At 36.8% G+C, this 17,575-nt stretch carries 18 protein-coding genes; 13 read left to right on the plus strand and 5 right to left on the minus strand.

Annotated elements, in window-relative coordinates; translation table 11 throughout:
- Positions 1-357 precede the first annotated feature (357 nt).
- The 4 genes from SOP96_RS03215 to SOP96_RS03230 all read left to right on the plus strand — a co-directional run bounded on the left by SOP96_RS03215 (position 358) and on the right by SOP96_RS03230 (position 3,647).
- Complete coding sequence (locus SOP96_RS03215; protein WP_326319783.1) at positions 358-1,329, plus strand: polyprenyl synthetase family protein; 972 nt, start codon at positions 358-360, stop codon at positions 1,327-1,329.
- 72 nt (positions 1,330-1,401) lie between these two features.
- A complete protein-coding gene (locus SOP96_RS03220) occupies positions 1,402-2,361 on the plus strand; it encodes a GSCFA domain-containing protein (protein WP_326319784.1) in 960 nt (319 codons plus the stop codon).
- A complete protein-coding gene (locus SOP96_RS03225; protein ID WP_326319785.1) occupies positions 2,354-2,884 on the plus strand; it encodes a DUF4269 domain-containing protein in 531 nt (176 codons plus the stop codon). The genes SOP96_RS03220 and SOP96_RS03225 overlap by 8 nt, the downstream gene beginning before the upstream one ends.
- 1 nt (position 2,885) lies before the next feature.
- The gene (locus SOP96_RS03230; protein WP_326319786.1) at positions 2,886-3,647 is read left to right on the plus strand and encodes a TatD family hydrolase; all 762 of its coding nucleotides are present in this window, start codon (positions 2,886-2,888) and stop codon (positions 3,645-3,647) included.
- Between the two features lie 100 nt (positions 3,648-3,747).
- Here SOP96_RS03230 and SOP96_RS03235 read toward each other — a convergent pair whose 3' ends face one another.
- Both SOP96_RS03235 and SOP96_RS03240 read right to left on the minus strand, forming a co-directional pair.
- Positions 3,748-5,052 (minus strand): DEAD/DEAH box helicase, encoded by a 1,305-nt coding sequence (locus tag SOP96_RS03235; RefSeq protein WP_326319787.1) that lies wholly within the window; start codon positions 5,050-5,052, stop codon positions 3,748-3,750.
- Positions 5,053-5,139: 87 nt separating this feature from the next.
- Complete coding sequence (locus SOP96_RS03240) at positions 5,140-5,568, minus strand: DUF6438 domain-containing protein (protein ID WP_326319788.1); 429 nt, start codon at positions 5,566-5,568, stop codon at positions 5,140-5,142.
- Positions 5,569-5,725: 157 nt separating this feature from the next.
- On the opposite strand from SOP96_RS03240, the gene SOP96_RS03245 reads away from it, so the two are divergent.
- Positions 5,726-6,457 carry a class I SAM-dependent methyltransferase gene (locus tag SOP96_RS03245; protein WP_326319789.1) on the plus strand — a complete coding sequence of 244 codons (732 nt, stop codon included), beginning with the start codon at positions 5,726-5,728 and terminating at the stop codon, positions 6,455-6,457.
- Positions 6,458-6,506: 49 nt separating this feature from the next.
- On the opposite strand, the gene obgE is transcribed toward SOP96_RS03245, so the two are convergent.
- The 3 genes from obgE to hpt form a co-directional block, all read right to left on the minus strand.
- Entirely contained in the window at positions 6,507-7,490 is a 984-nt protein-coding gene (gene obgE / locus SOP96_RS03250) for a GTPase ObgE (protein ID WP_326319790.1), read from the minus strand.
- 81 nt (positions 7,491-7,571) lie between these two features.
- Positions 7,572-8,153 carry an adenylate kinase gene (locus tag SOP96_RS03255; protein ID WP_072884751.1) on the minus strand — a complete coding sequence of 194 codons (582 nt, stop codon included), beginning with the start codon at positions 8,151-8,153 and terminating at the stop codon, positions 7,572-7,574.
- Positions 8,154-8,306: 153 nt separating this feature from the next.
- The gene (gene hpt, locus SOP96_RS03260; protein WP_326319791.1) at positions 8,307-8,861 is read right to left on the minus strand and encodes a hypoxanthine phosphoribosyltransferase; all 555 of its coding nucleotides are present in this window, start codon (positions 8,859-8,861) and stop codon (positions 8,307-8,309) included.
- A gap of 513 nt (positions 8,862-9,374) precedes the next feature.
- On the opposite strand from hpt, the gene SOP96_RS03265 reads away from it, so the two are divergent.
- From SOP96_RS03265 to SOP96_RS03300, 8 genes are all read left to right on the plus strand, one after another.
- The gene (locus tag SOP96_RS03265; protein WP_326319792.1) at positions 9,375-10,661 is read left to right on the plus strand and encodes an adenylosuccinate synthase; all 1,287 of its coding nucleotides are present in this window, start codon (positions 9,375-9,377) and stop codon (positions 10,659-10,661) included.
- A 264-nt stretch (positions 10,662-10,925) separates the two neighbouring features.
- Positions 10,926-11,756, plus strand: a complete 831-nt coding sequence (locus SOP96_RS03270) for an energy transducer TonB (RefSeq protein ID WP_326319793.1) — start codon at positions 10,926-10,928, stop codon at positions 11,754-11,756.
- Between the two features lie 163 nt (positions 11,757-11,919).
- Positions 11,920-12,693, plus strand: a complete 774-nt coding sequence (locus tag SOP96_RS03275) for a ParA family protein (RefSeq protein ID WP_169232622.1) — start codon at positions 11,920-11,922, stop codon at positions 12,691-12,693.
- A 37-nt stretch (positions 12,694-12,730) separates the two neighbouring features.
- Positions 12,731-13,621, plus strand: coding sequence for a ParB/RepB/Spo0J family partition protein (locus tag SOP96_RS03280; protein ID WP_123851087.1), 891 nt, complete (start codon positions 12,731-12,733; stop codon positions 13,619-13,621).
- Positions 13,622-14,263, plus strand: coding sequence for a DUF5683 domain-containing protein (locus SOP96_RS03285; protein ID WP_326319794.1), 642 nt, complete (start codon positions 13,622-13,624; stop codon positions 14,261-14,263). It begins immediately after the preceding gene.
- Between the two features lie 129 nt (positions 14,264-14,392).
- On the plus strand, positions 14,393-15,094 hold the full coding sequence (dapB, locus tag SOP96_RS03290; RefSeq protein ID WP_326319795.1) for a 4-hydroxy-tetrahydrodipicolinate reductase: 702 nt from the start codon (positions 14,393-14,395) through the stop codon (positions 15,092-15,094).
- A gap of 112 nt (positions 15,095-15,206) precedes the next feature.
- On the plus strand, positions 15,207-16,847 hold the full coding sequence (lepB, locus tag SOP96_RS03295; RefSeq protein ID WP_326319796.1) for a signal peptidase I: 1,641 nt from the start codon (positions 15,207-15,209) through the stop codon (positions 16,845-16,847).
- A gap of 110 nt (positions 16,848-16,957) precedes the next feature.
- The gene (locus SOP96_RS03300; protein WP_326319797.1) at positions 16,958-17,575 is read left to right on the plus strand and encodes a WbqC family protein; all 618 of its coding nucleotides are present in this window, start codon (positions 16,958-16,960) and stop codon (positions 17,573-17,575) included.

Genomic DNA, 17,575 nt, shown 5'->3' on the forward strand with positions numbered 1-17,575 from the left:
CCCCCCCCCCCCCCCCCCCCCACGAAAATGGAAAAAAGCCCAAACATGCCGTTCAATGGAGCTAAGCTGCAGTCACATAGTAAATTTTTGTAAGATAATACAATAGTTGTCATTCCGGAGGAATCTAAACAATCTTCCATATTATTTTAATACAATACCTGGATTACTGCCGTACGGTAAACCCTTTAGAAATAATTACGGATAAAAGAAAGTTTTATCAACAAAAACGTTACTGTTTTCATTAATGGCATGCATGTAATGAATTATATAAAATTAAATTTTTACTTGATAAAACAGAGAGGATTTTACTTTAAAAAGCCCCAAAAAATTGTATTTTTGTTCAAACTATTAGAATTTATGGAATTTTTAGACAGATACCAGCAGATGGTTGCGGATGCTATTGCCAAATACACTTTTAAAGATAAACCTGCAGAACTGTACGAACCGATGAATTACATCATTTCGCACGGCGGAAAAAGGCTGCGTCCGATTATGGTTCTTATGGCTTGCGATCTCTTCGGAGGCAGCCTGAAAGAAGCCATAAAACCTGCCTTAGCTATCGAATTTTTCCATAATTTCACCTTAATTCATGACGATATTATGGATGAAGCTCCGTTGAGAAGAAATAAACCAACCATTCACACATTACATGGAATCAATGTAGGAATTCTTTCGGGAGACGGACTCATGCTGAAAGCTTACAAGTTTTTTGAAGATCTTGAACCTGAAACCTTCAAAGCGTGCATTAGGATATTTACCCACACAGGTCTGCTTTTATGCGAAGGCCAGCAATATGATATTAATTTTGAAACCCAGGAAAACGTAACTTTTGATGATTACATCAGAATGATTACCTATAAAACAGGTGTTTTGAGTGCTTCGTCTTTTGAAATCGGTGCGCTGATCGCTAAAGCAAACTTTAAGGATGCCAAAGCCATTTTCAATTTTGGGAAACATATCGGGATTGCCTTCCAGATCATGGATGATTATCTTGATGTATTCGGAGACCAGGCGCAGTTCGGGAAAAAGCATGCCGGAGATATTTATGAGAACAAAAAAACGGTTCTCTATCTCATGGCAAGAGAACATGCAACGGAAGAAGAAAGAAAAGAACTGGATTACTGGTATTCTAAAAAAACCGACAATATTGATAAAGTATACGGTGTAGAGAAAATTTTCAGAAGAACAAAAGTAGACGAAAAAGCATTGCGGCTTATTGAAAAACACAATGAGATCGGGCAGAGCTACCTTCAGAAAATTGATATTCCGGATGAAAAGAAAAAGCCGTTTACAGAATTGGCAAACTATTTACTAAGAAGAGAAAGTTAATGTACCCATTAAAAAATGTATCAATTTTTAAAATTCTAAATTGTTTTCATTTTCAAATTTCAAATTGAATGAATGAAGTTCAGGACAGAAGTTGATATTAAAGAATCGGAAGATAAAATTGAGATTGAAGATAAAATATTTTCAATAGGATCATGCTTTGCTTCGGAAATGTCGGATCTTTTCTGTCAGGGTCAGCTTCAGGCGCTGAACAATCCTTTCGGAACGGTTTTTAATCCCTTTTCCATTAATAATTCTGTGAAAAGGCTCCACGATGCGGAGTTTTATCACGAGGAAGAATTAATCACGTTTAATGACGAATTTATTTCTTTAGATCATCACACCAGTTTTGATACAAGATACATTCACCAGACATTAAATAAAATCAATGCTAAGATAGAAGAAGGAAATTCTTTTCTCCAGGAAACCGATTGGGTAATTATTACTTACGGAACGTCTTTCATTTATGAGTTTCTTCCTAAGAAAAAGCTGGTGGCAAACTGTCATAAAATTCCGCAGAAATTTTTTGAAAAAAGATTGCTGAGCCATCAGGAAATTACAGATTCTATATACAAGACAATTCTGAACCTGAATGACATCTGTAAGGACAACGTTCAGATTCTTTTTACGGTTTCCCCGGTTCGGCATACCAAAGACGGAATGATTGAAAATCAATTAAGTAAATCGAAGCTGATTACAGCGGTTCATGAAACGATTCAGCAGTTTGAAAACTGTCATTATCTTCCGGTGTATGAAATCCTGATGGACGATTTGAGGGATTATCGTTTTTATAAAGAAGATATGATCCATCCGAACAATCAGGCGGTGAATTATATTTTTGAAAAATTCGGGAATGCTTATTTTGCTGATGAAACCAAAGAATTTATCAAAGAAAATTTTAAGATCAATAAAGCGCTGGAACACAGAACTGACGACGAAAAAGATCCGAAATATATTGAATTCAAAGAAGAGCTGAATCAAAAAATTGAAGCGCAGCGGCAAAAAGTAAAGCATAAAATTTTTCAAAATGATTGACTTTACCAAGATTGATTACCTGAAATCGGGAAATGAAAGACAGCAAAAAGCCTATCAGCTTCTTTCAAAATATCGCTTTTTTGAAAAATTAAAAGCATATTCCCCAATTTTAGCCGGGACAATTCCTATTGAAATTGATGTTGAAGGCAGCGACCTTGATATCATCTGTGAAGTTGATCTCAGCTTTGAAGAAGATTTTTTAGATGAATTAATGTTGAGCAAATGCATTCCGGGAAATACCGACGTTCAGGTACATTATCCGGTGATTGATGGTGAAAAATGTATCGTTCTTAATTTTGTTCTGGAAGATTTTCCCATCGAAATTTTCGGACAAAATAAACCGACTACACAACAGAACGCCTATCTCCATATGATGGCAGAATATCGAATTTTGCAGGAAAAAGGAGAAGAATTTAAACAAAAAATAATACAATTAAAACAACAGGGGATGAAGACGGAGCCCGCTTTTGGGCTATTATTAGGACTTGAAAATCCTTATGAAGACCTGTTAAATTATAAATAAAATGATTGATACCCATACCCATTTATACGCAGAAGAATTTGATGAAGACAGAAAAGAAGTGATTCAAAAGGCTATAGATAAAGGAATAACCCAATTTTATCTTCCTGCCATTGATTCAGAATCGCATGAAAAAATGCTTCAGCTGGAAGCGGAATATCCGGGACAGATTTTTTCCATGATGGGACTGCATCCTTGTTATGTAAAACCTGAAACCTGGGAAAAAGAACTGGAAATCGTTAAAAATTACCTTGATGAAAGAAATTTTCCGGCCATCGGTGAAATCGGAATTGATCTGTATTGGGACAAAACAACGCTGGATATTCAGGTAAAGGCTTTTGAGCAGCAGATCGACTGGGCGATTGACAAAGATCTGCCGATTGTGATTCATACCCGTGAAAGCTTTGATGAAACCTTTGAAGTGCTGGAAAGAAAAAAACACCCGAAAATGAGAGGGATTTTTCATTGTTTTTCAGGAAACCTTGAGCAGGCAAAGCACGCCGTTGACCTTAATTTCATCTTGGGAATCGGTGGAGTAGTTACTTTTAAGAATGGTAAAATAGACCAGTTCCTGAATGAAATTCCTTTAAATAGAATTGTTCTGGAAACAGATTCTCCTTATCTGGCGCCGGTTCCGCACCGTGGAAAAAGAAACGAAAGCTCGTATCTTGATCTGGTGGCCGGAAAACTCGTGAATATCTACGGAAAAGACTTTGCGGAGATTGACAGTATAACCACAGAAAATGCAAGGAATTTATTTAAATAGTAATTTCAATAGGAACGGACTTTAGTCCGTTTTTCAAATCAAAAGATTCAGTTGGCTTCAGCCAAAACATAAAAAGTCTTCCATATCGGAAGACTTTTCATTATTTTTTTCTTGTAAAATTTTTATTTTTCGGCTTCTTGAATCCTGTAGGAGCAGCTGAAGAATCCGGTTTATTCCTGTTTTTTGATCTTGGAGCGCCGGATCTTGAAGGTTTGGGCTTATCTGAAGCAGGAGTAAAGGGTTTGTTATTGGAATCCCTCTTCTGAACCACAAGATCGTCTGTATGAAACGGATGATCTTTGATCACAGGAATCTTTTTCCCGATCAGTTTTTCTGTATTTTTCAGGTTCAGCAAATCCAGCCCGTCTACAAAAGAGATGGAAGATCCTTCTGCTCCGGCTCTTCCTGTTCTTCCGATTCGGTGAACATACGTTTCGGAAACATCGGAAAGTTCAAAATTAATGACATATTTCAGCTCATCAATATCAATTCCTCTCGCTGCAATATCAGTCGCTACCAAAACCCTTGTTTTGCCTGATTTAAAATTATTTAAAGCATTCTGACGTGCATTCTGGGATTTATTTCCATGAATGGCTTCTGTCGTGATCTGGTCTTTCTGGAGTTTCCTGGCGATTTTATCAGCACCATGTTTTGTTCTCGAAAAAACAAGAACAGAATCAGAAATATCGTTCTTTAAAATATGTGTTAAAAGATTCAGCTTATTTTCTTTATCGACAAAATAAACAGACTGCTTTATGGTATCTGCAGTTGATGAAACGGGTGTTACTTCTACCTTTACCGGGTTGTTAAGAATAGAATCTGCCAGTTTCTGGATCTCTGCAGGCATGGTTGCGGAGAAAAATAAAGTCTGCCTTTTCTGTGGCAACAGCTTGATGATTCTTTTTACATCGTGTACAAAGCCCATGTCAAGCATCCTGTCGGCCTCGTCCAGTACAAAAATTTCAAGGTTCTTTAAGCTGATGATTCCCTGGGAAATAAAATCGAGTAATCTTCCCGGAGTCGCCACAAGGATGTCAACTCCTTTTTTCAAAGCAGCCTCTTGGCTTCCCTGTTTTACTCCACCGAAAATCACAAGGTGCTTTAGCGGTAAATATTTTCCGTAAGCTTTAATGTTTTCTTCGATCTGGATGGCCAGCTCTCTTGTCGGCGTTAAAATTAAAGCTTTGATATGTCGGTTCGGAAATTTATTCTGAGTAAGATTCTGAAGGATTGGAATGGCAAAGGCAGCTGTTTTTCCTGTTCCTGTCTGTGCACATCCTAAAAAATCCCTTCCTTTTGTAATTTCCGGAATCGATTTTTCCTGAATGGGGGTTGGGTTGGTATATCCTTGTTCCTGAATTGCTTTGGCAATAGGTTCTATTAAGTTTAAGTCTGTAAAATTCAAATGAATTGTTTTTTTTAATTACAACAAAAATTCCTTCATTTTGAAGGAATTATATTTGCAAAGGTAGTTTAAATATTTTTAAGTACGTTAATTCACTTTTGTCCACTGTTGATTCTTTCTCAAATCTTCAAAAAACTGGTACAGTTCCGAAAGTTTTTCACTTCCTTTTTTACCGTAATCTTCCACATGTTTTGAAGTTCCGTCTGCAAATTTAATTCTTAAATGAGAAGATGGAAGATCGGTCACATTCTTTTCTCCATAATTATCATTCAGGTTTTTTACATCCAGTCCGTCAAGTAAAGAGATAAGTTTATTATAATCCTCCTGTTTGATGGTTCCCTTAAAAGTTCCTTCGCGTGGCTTCGAGAATTCGTCTTTTGATGGTCTTTCGCTGAAATTAAAATGTTCTGCTTCAAAAACAGCCGTTTTGTCTGCATTGATGGTCATTTTAAAAACCGGGCAAAACCCGAAACAAGGCGTAGCTTCATATTCGATAACATCATATTTTGAATTCATCTTCTGAGAATTGCATGAAAATAAAAAAATGAATGCGCACAGACTAAATAAATATTTCATAGCTCAAATTTGAATGGTTTGCGTCAATAATTGTTCCAGAAGTAAAAAGCGATTCAAATAATTTTTGTTATTTTGAAAACTGTAATTTTATCCTGATATGTATAATTTCCTGAAGCATGTTGCTAAAAAAATTGTTCCCAAAGAAATTCTGATTAAGAATGAAGATCTTATGAGAAATTTCCTTAAACCATTGTATCAGGGAAAAAATCATGAGTGCAATATCTGTACAACCAAACTTAAAAAATTTGTACTGTTGGAAAACGGGCAGCTTATCTGCCCTATGTGTGGAAGTTTACCAAGAACGCGCCGGCTTAATCTGATTTTAGAAAATGAATTTCTGAAGCCAAAAGCTTTTTTTCTTGACTTTTCCCCATCAAGAATGCTGTATAAAAAATGGAAAAAAAGAAAAGATATCCATTATTATCCTACGGATTTTGAAAATGAATTTCTTTCTGATTATCAATATGATATTACAAGAATTAATATTGAAGACAATACGTTTGATTTAATTGTATGTTATCATATCCTGGAACATATTATTAATGATAAAAAAGCAATGAGCGAGCTTTACAGGGTTCTGAAAACAGGAGGGAATTTACTTATACAAACACCATTTAAAGAAGGAGAGATCTATGAAGATTATTCTGTAAAAACTGAGCAAGAACGCTTAATGCATTTCGGACAGAAAGATCACGTAAGAATTTATTCTGTAAAAGGGTTGGAAAACCGGCTTAAAGAAGCGGGATTCACTACTGAAATCAGAATTTTCGATGAAGATATTTATCTGGGATTAACAAAGAATGAAACGGTGATCATTTGCAAAAAATAAAGGAGAAACATTTCTGTATCTCCTTTTATATGATTGGTTTTATTGATTTCTATCCGTGAAGCTGTTTCCAGATGGCATCTTTCAATTCCATAAGACCTTCTCCCGTAACCCCTGAAAAAAACAACGGCTGCTTGTTTTCAGGAAATTCCGCAGCGATTTCCTTTTTCAGCTCATCATCCAGAAGATCGGATTTTGAAACGGAAACGATGAAATCTTTATCCAGCAATTCCGGGTTATATTCTTTCAGCTCATTTTCCAGAATTTTAAACTCCTGGAAATGATCTTCAGAATCAGCAGGAATTAAAAACAATAAAATGGAATTTCTTTCAATATGTCTCAAGAAGCGGTGTCCCAATCCTTTACCTTCCGCAGCACCTTCAATAATCCCCGGAATATCTGCCATTACAAAAGATTTGTAATTTCTGTAATCCACGATACCTAAATTCGGGGTTAATGTGGTGAAGGCATAATCGGCAATTTTTGGCTTCGCTGCTGAAACGGATGCCAATAGGGTTGATTTTCCTGCATTTGGGAAACCTACAAGGCCTACATCGGCAAGAATTTTAAGCTCAAAAGTAACGTAACCTTCCTGGCCGTCCATTCCCGGCTGTGCATATCTTGGCGTCTGGTTGGTAGAAGATTTGAAATGTTCGTTTCCAAGACCGCCCTTTCCGCCTTCCATCAGGATGATTTCCTGTCCGTCTTCCAAAATTTCCCCGATGATTTCGCCGTCTTCATTTTTAGCAATCGTCCCGATCGGAACTTCAATATATACATCAGCTCCGTACGCTCCGGTCAGCTGGTTTTTTCCACCGTTCTCACCGCGTTCCGCTTTTACGTGACGCGTATAACGAAGAGGAAGTAAAGTCCATTCATTGGCGTTTCCTTTCATGATAACGTGGCCTCCGCGACCACCGTCACCGCCATCCGGTCCGCCTTTAGGAATATATTTCTCACGACGAAGGTGGGCAGAGCCTGCTCCTCCGTGGCCGCTTTTACAATGAATCTTTACGTAATCTACAAAATTTGACATAATTTTAATTCAAGGTTTAATGTTGAAGGTTCAAAGTTTTAACCTTGAATTTGGAACTTTGAACCTTGAATCAAAAATTTTTTATTTTTGAACCTTTTCTACTTCAGCAAAAAGTTTCTCAGAAATCTCGTCGATATCTCCGACACCGTTAATTTCCACATATTTGCCCTGCTGCTTGTACAGTTCGGCAACTTCTGCTGTTTTTGCGTAGTATTCTTTTATCCTGTTTTCGATGATCTCTACATTGCTGTCGTCTGATCTTCCGCTTATTTCTCCTCTTTTAAGAAGTCTTTCCACCAAAATTTTATCTTCAACAACCAATGAAAGACAGATGTCGATCTCATCATTCAGCTCTTCTTTTACGATTTTTTCCAGTGCTTCCGTCTGAACGGCAGTTCTTGGGTATCCATCGAAAATAAATCCTGCCGCATCGGTAGGTTTTCTGATCTCGTCAATCAGCATATCTGTTGTTACCTGGTCAGGAACCAGCTCTCCTTTGTCGATGTAAGATTTTGCCAGTTTCCCAAGCTCGGTATCATTTTTCATATTGAATCTGAAAAGGTCACCTGTTGAGATCTGTTTTAAATTGAATTTCTTAATCAGGTTCTGAGCCTGAGTTCCTTTTCCACTTCCCGGAGGGCCGAACAGAACAATGTTTATCATAATGTTGTTTTGCTTCTGGCGATTGGCAACTGGCTTTTGGCTTTTTACCTTGAGCTTGTCTGCTTTTAGCCTTTAGCGTTTTTAAGTTATTATTAAATTTATTTTTTATTTTACTTTTTAAGCTAAAAGCTATCAGCTAATAGCCAACAGCGTTTAATGATTGATTTGTCCTTCTTCCAGTTGATACAGATTCGGTAAATTTCTTCCCAATTCATCGTAATCCAGTCCGTAGCCGAGAACAAATTTGTTCGGAATCTCTTTTCCGATGTAGTCTAATTTGAAATCTTTTTTATACACTTCCGGCTTTAATAAGAAAGAAGCAATTTTTACAGATTTCGGACGCTGTGTTTCATTAAAATATTTGAAAAGGCTTTCCACTGTATTTCCGGTATCTACAATATCTTCCACCAAAATAATGTGACGGTCTTTTACGTCTTTCGTTAGTTCCATTTTCTGGTAAACGATCCCGGTAGATTCCGTTCCGGCATAAGAGCTCATCTGAATAAAAGCGATCTCACAATCTCCCGGATAATGCTTCAGAAGGTCTGAGAAAAACATAATCACCCCGTTCAGCACTCCGATGAATACAGGAACTTCATCCTTGTAGTCTTCATAAATTTTTAAAGCGGTAGCTTTTACAATCTCCTGAATTTCGGCGTCCTCTAAATAAGGAACAAAAGTTTTATCGTGAACTTTAATACTTTCCATAAAAATTTTAGTAGACGGCAAAGTTAAGGATTTTTGATGAAAGTTTTCAATGGGTGAAAGCGTGATTGTATATAGTAAGAAGTAAACCTCACATGTTTCAAAAACCTGTAAGGTTGATGTTTTTTTTGGTATACGGCCGTTTTAAACCTTCAAGGTTTTTAAAACCTTGAAGGTTTGTTAGACAATTTCTTATTTGATTATCCTCAATGATAATAATGTTGATCTTCAAAATGTGCAAATTCAGACGAATTCGTCGGTGATGATTTCACATGATAGGGGTGAAATTATTTTGGATAAAAATATTTCTTTATAAACTCTAAACCTAACAGCTTTTTAAAACCTGTTAGGTTTAGGCAGAGTTCATCAACATCAGGTAAGAGCAAAATAACTTAGTTAATTCTGTTTTCACTCAAACTCATGATTTCCACCCCCACCCGAAAATAAATTCCACACAAATTTGCCCACCCAATTTTTTAAAAGTAATTTTGCATGAATCTAAAATAAAAGTAAAATATGTCAACTTACGTAGTTGTAGGTCTTCAGTACGGAGATGAAGGGAAAGGAAAAATCACGGATGTTTTATCGGCGAAATCGGATTATGTGGTGCGCTTCCAGGGGGGAGACAACGCAGGGCATACCGTATATGTAGGCGATGAAAAATTCGTATTGCACCTTCTTCCGTCGGGAGTTCTTCAGTGCAAAGGGAAATGTATCATTGCCAACGGAGTAGTGGTAAACCCTAAATCTTTCATTAAGGAGGTGAATCAGATCGAAAGCAAAGGCTTGAGAACGGATCATATTTTCATCAGCAGAAGAGCGCATGTCATCATGCCTTACCATATTCTTTTGGATACGTACCGCGAAGAAGAGCACGGAGGAACGCAGATCGGAACTACCAAAAAAGGAATCGGGCCTTGCTACGAAGACAAAATTGCCAGAGTGGGGATCAGAATGGTAGATCTTCTGAACCCTGAGATTTTAAGAGAAAAAATTGAGAAAAATTTAAAAATTAAAAACTCTCTTTTTGAAAAATATTTCGATAAGCCTACATTGGACGTTGAAGAAATGTACAACGAATATTTAGAAATCGGAAAGCAGCTTCAGGACAGAATCGTTGATACGGAACTGGAACTGAACGAAGCAATTCAGGAAGGTAAAAACGTATTGTTTGAAGGAGCGCAGGCTTTGATGTTAGATATCGATTTCGGTACCTATCCGTACGTAACGTCCTCTTCACCATCAACCGGAGGAGTTTGTACCGGAGCAGGAGTGCCGCCAACTTCCCTTCAAAACCTTATCGGTGTTGCAAAAGCATATTGTACAAGAGTGGGTAACGGGCCTTTTCCATCAGAATTAGACAATGAATTAGGAGAAAAGATCAGACAAATTGGTGGCGAATTCGGGGCTACAACAGGAAGACCGAGAAGAACAGGCTGGTTAGATTTGGTTTCTTTAAAGCATGCCTGTATGATTAACGGAATCAATAACCTGGTAATTACCAAATTGGACGTTCTTACCGGAATTGATACGATTAAAATCGCTACACATTATAAAACAGAAGACGGAAAAATCATTGATTATTTCACCTCTTCCACCACAAAATTATACGACTACGAGGCCATCTACGAAGAGCTTCCGGGTTGGACAGAAGACATCACCAAAGCAAGAAGCTATGATGAGCTTCCCGAAACGGCTCAGCAATACATTGAGTTTATAGAAAAATATTTAGGAATTAACGTTTACTTAGTTTCCGTTGGCCCTGAAAGAAGCCAGAACATCATCAGAAAAGAATTATTCTAAAATATTTGTTTATCATATTAAAAAGACTGTCGGAAGACAGTCTTTTTTTATTTATTCTAAATAGCTGAAAATCAAACAAATGTTAATACTATAATAAAATGATTATTATTTAAAGCATAGTTAAATTTTAATATTGGTATGTAATTTTCTAAAATGTTGATTTTTTAACAAAAAAATGGCAAAAATTTTGATGTTGATTAAATAACCATGGATTAAAGGTGAAAACCTGATAATCTCAATTTAACAATTTAAATATCAAAAAGGATGAAACACATGCATCAGAATCAGGAATTTCGTTTTAACGAAGTTCTTTTCGAGCACCGAAACAAGCAGTACGGTGCTTACGTTTTAAGAAACGAATCAGACAGAATTTTAACAAAAGCACTTTTTATTGGAATTGGTCTTTTGGCGGCGGTATCATTTACGCCTTTAATTATTAATGCATTTAAAAATGAACCCGTTACAATGCCAACCGGAGTTGAAATAAATCTTAAAAATCCCATAATTCCGGATGATGTTGTTATACCTCCAAAACCTCAGCCTGTTCCTCAAAGCACGCAACCTACTGTAAAAACTTTTGATAGTACTGTTAAAACTCCTTCAAGAAATGCTCCGGATACAGATTCTGAGAAAATTCCGGATGACGCAGTAGCGGGATTAGCAAATAATTTCAAGGCAGATCCTGCTCCTCAACATTATGTTCCAACAGCACCAACTATTAATACAGGCCCAGTTTCAGTACCTGCTCCGCCGAGATCTGAAGTCAAACCGGTAGAAGGCAATGGTATTCCTGCTATTGTAGACGTAGAAGCAAGTTTTGTAGGCGGGCTGGATTCCTTCAGAAATAAGGTAATGAATAGCTTCGACGGATCAGGATTTGATTCCGGTGAAATAATGAAAACAGTAATCACTTTTATTGTTGAAAAAGACGGAACTATCTCAGGAATTAAAGCTGATGGTAAAGATGCAGATTTCAATAGCGAGGCTATGAGAACCATCAAAAGCATTAAAGGGAAATGGGTTCCGGCTAAAGTAAACGGACAACCGGTAAGAAGCTACTTTAAATTTCCGATTTCCATGAAGTTCGATAATTAAAAACAACAACACGTCTTAAACAGTTATCCACAAATAATTTTTTTTGTGGATAATTTTTTTTATCGTTAAAAGGCTTATTAACAATATTTTAACTCATTTTTCGTTTTATCGGTTTATTAATAGCGCAGAAAAATGTGTATTTTTGAAACTTAAAGTTCTAAGAATGGCAAAAATCATAGGTATCGCTAATCAGAAAGGAGGCGTTGGAAAAACAACAACAGCTGTCAATTTGGCTGCGGCATTAGGGGTATTGGAAAAGAAAATATTAATCATTGATGCTGATCCTCAGGCCAATGCAACTTCCGGTCTGGGAGTTGATGATGTTCAGTATTCTACATACAACTTATTGGAGCACAGTGTTGAAACGGAAAAATGCATCAAGCAAACGGCTACGCCGAATCTGGATATTGTTCCTTCCCACATCGATCTTGTAGCAGCGGAAATTGAGCTGGTAGACAAAGAGGACAGGGAATACATGCTGAAAAAGGCCCTGCAAAGTGTCAGAGATAATTATGACTATATCATCATCGATTGTGCACCAAGTTTAGGTTTAATTACTGTAAATGCGCTTACAGCAGCGGATTCCGTAATCATTCCGATCCAGTGTGAATATTTCGCATTGGAAGGTTTAGGAAAACTTTTAAATACCATTAAAAACGTACAGAAAATTCACAATAAAGATCTTGATATCGAAGGTTTGCTGCTTACAATGTATGACAGCAGATTGAGATTATCCAATCAGGTGGTGGAAGAAGTAAATGCGCACTTCCCGGAAATGGTTTTTGAAACGATTATCAGCAGAAACGTACGATTAAGCGAAGCGCCGAGTTTCGGGGAAAGCATCCTGAATTACGATGCCGAAAGCAAAGGAGCAGTTCAGTACATCCAGCTTGCAGAAGAAGTGCTTTTGAAAAATGAAAAATTAGTAAAGAATTAAAAGGCCAATAGCCAGTAAAGCTAAACGCTAAAAAAATATGAAGGATAAAAAAAGAGCGATGGGACGCGGATTGGGCGCTATTCTTAGTGCAGAATCCAAAGCAACGATCAATTCTGCCACCGATGAAGGAGCAGACAAGTTTGTAGGAAATATCGTTGAAATTTCGATAGAAGATATTTATCCGAATGCGACCCAACCAAGAACATATTTTGACGAAAAAGCATTAAACGAGCTTGCGCAGTCTATCAAAAACTTAGGGGTAATTCAACCAATTACGTTGAGAAAAGACGGAGAGAAGTTTGAAATCATATCGGGAGAAAGACGTTATAGGGCAAGTAAATTAGCCGGTCTGGAAACGATTCCCGCCTACATCCGTCTGGTAAATGATCAGGAGCTCCTTGAAATGGCTCTTGTTGAAAACATCCAGAGGGAAGACCTTGATGCCATCGAAATTGCACTGACCTATCAGAGATTAATGGACGAGATCGGGCTTACTCAGGAAAACCTTAGCCAGAGAGTAGGAAAAGACAGAAGTACGATTACCAACTCCATCAGGTTATTAAGGTTAAATCCGGATATTCAGAATGCTATCAGAAGCGGAGAAATTTCTGCAGGCCACGGAAGAGCGATAATCAGTCTTGAAAATGAAGAACATCAGCAGATTCTTTTTGATCTTATTATTAAAGAAAAACTTAATGTTCGACAGGCTGAACAGGCTGCAACAGCTTTAAAAAATCCAAAATCCCCTGCCGCAAAAAGAGCGAAGGCAGAGCTTTCCAATAATTACAAGAGGGCTCAGAAAACGATCGCGGATATATTGGATGTAAAAGTGGAAATCAAAACCTCCGGAAACGGTAAAAAAGGTAAAATTGTTCTCGACTTCAAAAATGAAGATGAACTGGAATATATTTTATCTCATATTAAATAAATGAAAAAAATACTTTTCACATTTTTTCTGTGTCTTTCCGTAATGGCCTTTTCTCAGGTCAATCCCAATGATACCATCAGGGTAGAATATCACCCGAAAGACAGTGTATCGGTAGAAAAAAACAATACGGTAACCGAAGAAAATGTTGTTTCGGATCTCGAAAAAGCAAACGGGCCGACGAATAATACGCTTAAACTTAACCCTACAAGAGCGGGGCTTTATTCTGCCGTTTTCCCGGGATTAGGACAATTCTACAATAAAAAGTACTGGAAGGTTCCCATCGTTTGGGGAGCAGTTGGTGCCGGAGTAGGAATTGCCGTTTGGAATGACAATCAATACCGAAAATACAGGGAATATTATATCGCAAAGCTCAATGGTACGCCTAATGAATTTGTTGATTCTCATCCCTGGCTGGATAAAGTAGCGCTGGGAAATGCGCAGGATCGTGCCAAAAGGCAAAGAGATTATGCCATCGCAGCAACAGCTTTAATTTATATTCTCAATATTGTAGACGCGGTGGTAGATGCGCATCTTTACGAAAGCAGGAAAGACCCTGATCTTACATTTACTCCTTCAGTAATTCAGGATCAGTATGGAATTGCAGCTCCCAAAACAGGAATCAGTTTAAGTTATAAATTTTAGATAAGTAATACTTAATAATTCATTCTGTTCTCGAATCATGCAGAAATTTGTAAATAAGATGCTTTTGCAGAATTAGTATTAAAAAAAACTTTGCGAGCTTTGCGTTAAAAAAAATTAGAAATAAAAATTATGAAAATAGCATTAGTTGGATATGGTAAAATGGGTAAAATCATTGATGAAATTGCCACGAAGAGAGGTCATGAAGTAGTAGCCAGGCTGAAAGAAACTCCAACTGCTGAAAATTTGAATAAGCCCGACGTTGTTATTGAATTTTCCTTGCCTGAAGTAGCTTATGACAATATCAAAGCATGTCTGGAAAACAACATTCCCGTAATTTGCGGAACCACAGGGTGGCTTGAGAAAAAGCCTGAAGTTGAACAATTGGCTATTGAAAATGGAACAGCATTTTTATATGGCTCAAACTTTAGTTTAGGCGTAAATTTATTTTTTGCCTTAAATGAAAAACTTGCAGATCTGATGAAAAATGTTGATGAATATTCATGCCAGCTGGAAGAAATTCACCATATTCATAAAAAAGATGCCCCAAGCGGAACAGCCATTTCTATCGCAGAAGGTGTTTTCAAAAATAACCCGAAATTCAATTCCTGGAAACTGGAAGAAACCCAGGGCAGCCAGTTGGGTATTTTTGCCATTCGTGAAGACGAAGTTCCCGGTACACACAGCGTATTTTACAGAAGTGAAGTAGATGAAATTGAGATCAAGCATACCGCTTTTAATAGAAATGGTTTTGCATTGGGCGCAGTAGTTGCTGCAGAATGGATTAAAGATAAAAAGGGAAATTTCACGATGAAGGATGTTTTGGGACTTTAATTTGTAACAAAATTCCTACATTGCAAACTAATTAGCAGTAAATGATCAGCAATAAAAAATTACGCATTGCCCATTACACATTACTTATATTATAGATTAGGCACAAAAATTTATGAATTATTTTTTAACTTATACAGTTTACGTTCTCATTTTATCTGTATTGATGGGGATTTCAACCTGGAAACTATTCAAAAAGCTCGGGTATAATCCACTCTTCGCTTTTATTCCTTTCTACAACTATTTTATTATTTTAAAGGAAACCAAACATCCGAAATGGTGGGCTGTTCTGTCTTATTTACCGATTGTAGGGCCGATTATGATGTCAGTGTTTCATTTATACCTGATGAAAAAATTCGGCAAAACGCTTTTCAAGGATCAGTTTCTTACAGTCATTCTTCCGTTTATTTACATGGCAACTGTTAATTACAGTAAAGATGCAGAGTTGGAAGATGAAAATGAGCTGTTCCTTACAGATGAAGAAAAAGAAGCAAAAAAGAAAGATTCTTTTCTGGGGTCGGTGACTTTTGCAGTAGTTTTTGCAACGATTATTCACGTTTTCGTAACCCAGCCCTTCGGCATTCCTACAGGTTCAATGGAAAGAACTTTACTGGTTGGAGATTTTCTGTTCGTAAACAAATGGAGTTACGGATACAGGCTTCCGATGCGTCCTTTGGCAATACCATTCCTTCAGGGAACTATTTTCGATTCAGGTGAAAAAGGAAATCCTAAAGACGATCCGAAATCATATGTTGATGGAGTAAAACTTCCATACGAAAGAATATTGCAGTTTAATAAACCGCAGAAACATGATGTGGTCGTTTTCAATTATCCTCAGGATTCAGTACACACGGCGATCGACAGAAAAGATCCTTATGTGAAAAGGTGTGTTGCTGTTGCTGGTGATACTTTTGAAATGAGAGGCGGAAGATTATATGTCAACGGCAAACCGGAAACCATTTTAGGAGATCAGGAAATTCAGCATAGATATATCGTGACTACAGGTAGTCAATTAGATATTCCTTCTTTGTATAATACTTTTGGTTTTCTTCCTGTTGTAGAGCAGCAAACAAATAATGGTTTTGTTTATGGTTTTCAAGGGCTTACAGACAAGATGGCTGCCGAGATAAAAAAACTTCCTCAGGTAATTGATATAAAAGAAGACGTTCAGGAGAAAGGGTATAGTGCTGTTGCTTACAGAGATGAAAATAAAAAGAAAATAGATACAACACAATCTATATTTCCAATCAACAAACCATGGAACCAGGATTGGTACGGTCCTTTAAGAATTCCTAAAAAGGGCGATGTCGTTACTTTAAATCAGGAAACACTGCCGGAATATCAGTGGATCATTTCCGAATACGAACATAATAGTCTGGAAAATAAAAACGGTAAAATTTTTATCAACGGTAAAGAAACCAATCAGTACACCATCAAACAGGATTACTATATGATGGTGGGAGACAACAGGGATGCATCCTTAGATGCAAGATTCTTCGGTTTTGTTCCTGAAGAAAATATTGTTGGGAAACCGATGTTTACCTGGATGAGCCTTCAGGGCGCTTTTGCAGATAATTCTTCTTCTTACCAGGCACCGTTTAAAGTTCGTTGGGACAGAATGTTCAAAGCAACAAACACCGGAGAAGCCAACAAAACTTCTTACTGGTGGATTGCCGCAATGATTCTTATCTTATTCTTCGGATGGGAATATTTTGTGAAATTATTTAGAAAGAAAAAAACAGACGACGATTTATAATCACTTTGTCAAAGTTGAAAATCTTTGACAAAGTTTAAATGAAAGTCAATTTAAAATAAATTAAAAAGAAGATGAAGTATTTGAAAAAGTACTTCATTTTTGCAATAAATATGAACAGCGTATTACTTCCGGTATTTTATTTACCGCCCATCTCATGGTTTTCAGTATTTCTTAATCCTGAAAATGAAATTAGATTTGAACAGTTTGAAAGCTTTCCGAAACAAACCTACAGAAACAGAGCCAATATATATGGAGCCAATGGTAAACTATCTTTAATTATACCTATTTCCCATAACGGTAAAAGAGAATATAAAGATATTGAAAGCTCTTACCGGGAAAATTGGCAGAACCTGCACTGGAAATCCATTAAAACAGCGTATCAGAGTTCCCCTTATTTCGAGTTTTATGAGGATAACCTCAGGAAAATTTTTGAAATTAAAGAGAAAAACTTACTTGATTTTAATCTGAAAGCACTTGAAATCATTCAGCAGATTCTTAAAACCAAAAAGGCATATTCTTTGAATGCAGAATACATCAGAAATCCTGAAGGAATTAATTTCAGAGAAGAATTTTCAGCAAAAAATCCTTCAGAATTTGAGATGGAAGCATATTATCAGACATTTTCCGATAAATTAGGATTCTTAAAAGATTTATCTATTTTAGATCTTATTTGTAACAAAGGACCCGAATCTCTTACTTATATTAAAAATATTAAACAATCATACTAA

Source organism: Chryseobacterium salviniae (assembly GCF_035819015.1).
Classification (GTDB): Bacteria; Bacteroidota; Bacteroidia; order Flavobacteriales; family Weeksellaceae; genus Chryseobacterium; species Chryseobacterium salviniae.

Coding starts and splice junctions, on each gene's coding strand:
- SOP96_RS03215 (WP_326319783.1), top strand. CDS start 358: ATGGAATTTTTAGACAGATACCAGCAGATGGTTGCGGATGCTATTGCC.
- SOP96_RS03220 (WP_326319784.1), top strand. CDS start 1,402: ATGAAGTTCAGGACAGAAGTTGATATTAAAGAATCGGAAGATAAAATT.
- SOP96_RS03225 (WP_326319785.1), top strand. CDS start 2,354: ATGATTGACTTTACCAAGATTGATTACCTGAAATCGGGAAATGAAAGA.
- SOP96_RS03230 (WP_326319786.1), top strand. CDS start 2,886: ATGATTGATACCCATACCCATTTATACGCAGAAGAATTTGATGAAGAC.
- SOP96_RS03240 (WP_326319788.1), bottom strand. CDS start 5,568: ATGAATTCAAAATATGATGTTATCGAATATGAAGCTACGCCTTGTTTC.
- SOP96_RS03245 (WP_326319789.1), top strand. CDS start 5,726: ATGTATAATTTCCTGAAGCATGTTGCTAAAAAAATTGTTCCCAAAGAA.
- obgE (WP_326319790.1), bottom strand. CDS start 7,490: ATGTCAAATTTTGTAGATTACGTAAAGATTCATTGTAAAAGCGGCCAC.
- SOP96_RS03255 (WP_072884751.1), bottom strand. CDS start 8,153: ATGATAAACATTGTTCTGTTCGGCCCTCCGGGAAGTGGAAAAGGAACT.
- hpt (WP_326319791.1), bottom strand. CDS start 8,861: ATGGAAAGTATTAAAGTTCACGATAAAACTTTTGTTCCTTATTTAGAG.
- SOP96_RS03265 (WP_326319792.1), top strand. CDS start 9,375: ATGTCAACTTACGTAGTTGTAGGTCTTCAGTACGGAGATGAAGGGAAA.
- SOP96_RS03270 (WP_326319793.1), top strand. CDS start 10,926: ATGAAACACATGCATCAGAATCAGGAATTTCGTTTTAACGAAGTTCTT.
- SOP96_RS03275 (WP_169232622.1), top strand. CDS start 11,920: ATGGCAAAAATCATAGGTATCGCTAATCAGAAAGGAGGCGTTGGAAAA.
- SOP96_RS03280 (WP_123851087.1), top strand. CDS start 12,731: ATGAAGGATAAAAAAAGAGCGATGGGACGCGGATTGGGCGCTATTCTT.
- SOP96_RS03285 (WP_326319794.1), top strand. CDS start 13,622: ATGAAAAAAATACTTTTCACATTTTTTCTGTGTCTTTCCGTAATGGCC.
- dapB (WP_326319795.1), top strand. CDS start 14,393: ATGAAAATAGCATTAGTTGGATATGGTAAAATGGGTAAAATCATTGAT.
- lepB (WP_326319796.1), top strand. CDS start 15,207: ATGAATTATTTTTTAACTTATACAGTTTACGTTCTCATTTTATCTGTA.
- SOP96_RS03300 (WP_326319797.1), top strand. CDS start 16,958: ATGAACAGCGTATTACTTCCGGTATTTTATTTACCGCCCATCTCATGG.